This is a genomic window from Bartonella sp. AP11XZML (assembly GCF_042196445.1).
In the GTDB taxonomy this organism is placed as follows: Bacteria; Pseudomonadota; Alphaproteobacteria; order Rhizobiales; family Rhizobiaceae; genus Bartonella.
Map to the genome: position 1 here is coordinate 1 of NZ_JBHIQF010000011.1, position 2,841 is coordinate 2,841.

Here is a 2,841-nt window from a genome sequence, read left to right on the forward strand (position 1 = left end):
GGGACTTGTCTTCCATAACTGTCTTTGATAGGTTTTCCATTTTTATCTGTTGCATAGAGGACATTGCCATTTTCATCATGCAAAACCTCACCCTCAGGATGCTCTTTGAGATATGCGAATTCGCGTATTTTGTCCCAGTATCCCAATCCTTCATCCGATAAATCATTGATCATATCTACGCGATTATGCACTGCTCCCTCAAGCGGTGCAACATCTAGCTGTCCTACTGCCTGGTGGGCTGTAGCGGTGTTGCGGTTGAGAGAGCCAATGATTTGTCCAGCATCTTGCCCCATCGCCGTCTGTCCAGTTATATCAGTAAGGATGATACTCCCATCACTGATAGCAGATTTGGTTTCCCCTTCTGCTCCATCCTTGGCTTTGCCGTGATTTAAAACATTTTGGCAATGTTCTTTATCGTGTCATTCCCAGAAATGCTAAACCCATGGCTGCTGGCTTGAGCATGCGCACTGTTGGTGATATCACTGGTGTTGATGCTTCCTGTGGTCAGGCTGTTTTTTCTGCCGAGGCTGTGCTTTCAATAATACCTCCGGTCAAAGTTGTTTTATCTTTAACAGTGATATCAAAACCGCCATCACCAGCTTTAACCCCTGTTTGCTCCACAACGCTGTGATAATCACTGGAGGATTGATCCTTTTGGAAAGAGGCGCTCATGGAGCCCCCACCACCCTTTTGTCCAGCACCAAACCCAACAGAAACAGAGTTTTGCTTGCTGGAAGTTTGTCCCGTATCACTGCGGCTGGTAATGGTAAAATCACCCCCTATTTCCATTTCTACACGCTCTCCAGAAACCACGGCGCCTGCCAGTATGGTGTTTCCCTGACTTATGGTATGAAGAGTGCCAGTGCCTATAATATGGCTGTTTTTGTGTTGAACTTCCTCACTGGAACCTTCCCCTTGACTAAAAGCAGCACTACCCGTTGCCCCTGCGCCACCCGTGCCATAACCGGTGCCAACACTCATTGAAGCACTTTCACTGCTGTTTTGTGTGTTTTGCGCACTTTCAAAGGTGATATCTTCACCTGCTCCCATGGTGATATTCCCGCTCTGTTCATCATTGCTTTGCATCGGGTTTGTACCAGCGATAATATCGGCTCCAACACCATGGATGCTGCCTTTGTGGGCTTGCATGTTAACAGCGCGTCCGCCTTCTATGCTACCTGTCACCGCTGTGGAGACTTGAGAAGAGGCTTCTGTTTTTTCAGTTTTAAAGCCCACGGTTACACTGCCAGATGCACCAGCCATATTGGCAAGAGCATCCTTGGTGGAGCCCCCCATCCCTCCTAATGGGCTACTCAGTCCTTTGGTTGTGTTCCCCTTTTCTCCTGTGTTACCAGTCAGCCAATTAACAAAATTCCTGCCTTTGTTAAAGAGGTGATTGATTTTCATGCCGGTCAGTATGCCATTAATAACTGTGTTTCGGATTTTTGCTTCTTATATACGCTTTATTATTATAAACGCTTTATTAACCAACAATTTCTACCTCAGGAAACCAAAAGGCGATTTCTGTTTTTGCCGTTTCAGCACTATCGGATCCATGGACAGAATTTTCGCCAATCGATAAAGCATGAACCTTACGAATTGTCCCTTCTTCTGCATCACTAGGATTCGTAGCCCCCATTACTTCACGGTTTTTAGCTATTGCATTTTCACCTTCCAAAACTTGTACAACGGTTGGACCAGAAGACATGAATTCAACCAATTCACTAAAAAAAGGACGTTCTTTATGAACAACATAAAATTTTTCAGCCTCACGTTTGCTCATCCAGACACGTTTAGACGCAATAACACGTAGCTCCGCATCCTCAAGCATTTTAGTAATTGCGCCAGTCAAATTACGACGGGTTGCGTCTGGTTTAATCATTGAAAAAGTACGCTCTAAAGCCATTTAACCACCTTTATTTCATTTATAATATTCTCTAGCCATTTCTATAGCGAGCAAGGAGCCCTTTGCCAAGTGACTCTGCAAAAATCTACACAAATTCTCAAAAACATAGAATAAATTATAAAGAAAACTTTAATAAAATACCTGCAATTGCTCATCCCATCATAAAGATGCGCTACAGAATCTCAATAAATATTGAATCTTCTTTCATAATCTTAAATGCTTCCTATCAAAATTATCATTGAAATCAATCAAAAAATAACCATATCGTTAGAAACTATAGCGTACACCTAAAATACCCTGAAGGGACTGTTTTGTTTTACGCCCTTTAATATAATGGGCCTCACCATATAACTTTAACTTCTCACTCACTAAACTGCTTAAACCTATTCCTAATTTACCTGCATTCCCCGACAAGTCAGTGGTAAATGGATGGCGTTGGTTAATTAACGTTTGATTGTCATCTTTATTCTCACGCAACCATGCTGCTGTAATATACGCAAGCGATGAGGAATTCATGTGAGAACCAAATTCATATCCTAAAGATAAGCCAACCTCACTGCGTAATGAAGTGAATGGACGCATGTCACCTGTCATGTCATTCGATAACTTGATTTCTTTACCCTCAACTTGTAACCATGTAAATTGTCCATAAGGCTGTAACCAGCTGTTCTTTGACGTCTTAAGTCGATAACCAGCTTCAAAGGAAGTTCCCAATGCCCTTTGAGTATATGTTCCTTCAATCTCTAAACCATTCGTTGAAACNATTAATTAACGTTTGATTGTCATCTTTATTCTCACGCAACCATGCTGCTGTAATATACGCAAGCGATGAGGAATTCATGTGAGAACCAAACTCATATCCTAAAGATAAGCCAACCTCACTGCGTAATGAAGTGAATGGACGCATGTCACCTGTCATGTCATTCGATAACTTG

Annotated in this window: 2 protein-coding genes and 2 pseudogenes; all 4 read right to left on the reverse strand. The window is 42.4% G+C overall.

Going from position 1 to position 2,841, the window contains the following annotated elements; translation table 11 throughout:
• Nucleotides 1-1,437, reverse strand: a pseudogene (locus ACFIMG_RS00675) (hemagglutinin repeat-containing protein); the annotation flags it as partial.
• Between the two features lie 46 nt (nt 1,438-1,483).
• A complete protein-coding gene (gene ndk, locus ACFIMG_RS00680; RefSeq protein ID WP_375678787.1) occupies nt 1,484-1,906 on the reverse strand; it encodes a nucleoside-diphosphate kinase in 423 nt (140 codons plus the stop codon).
• A gap of 267 nt (nt 1,907-2,173) precedes the next feature.
• Nucleotides 2,174-2,668 (reverse strand): annotated as a pseudogene (locus ACFIMG_RS00685) (autotransporter outer membrane beta-barrel domain-containing protein); the annotation flags it as partial.
• Nucleotides 2,643-2,841 (reverse strand): autotransporter outer membrane beta-barrel domain-containing protein (locus ACFIMG_RS00690; protein WP_375693548.1); only part of this gene is annotated, 199 nt, incomplete at its 5' end. The gene ACFIMG_RS00690 and the pseudogene ACFIMG_RS00685, both read right to left, overlap by 26 nt.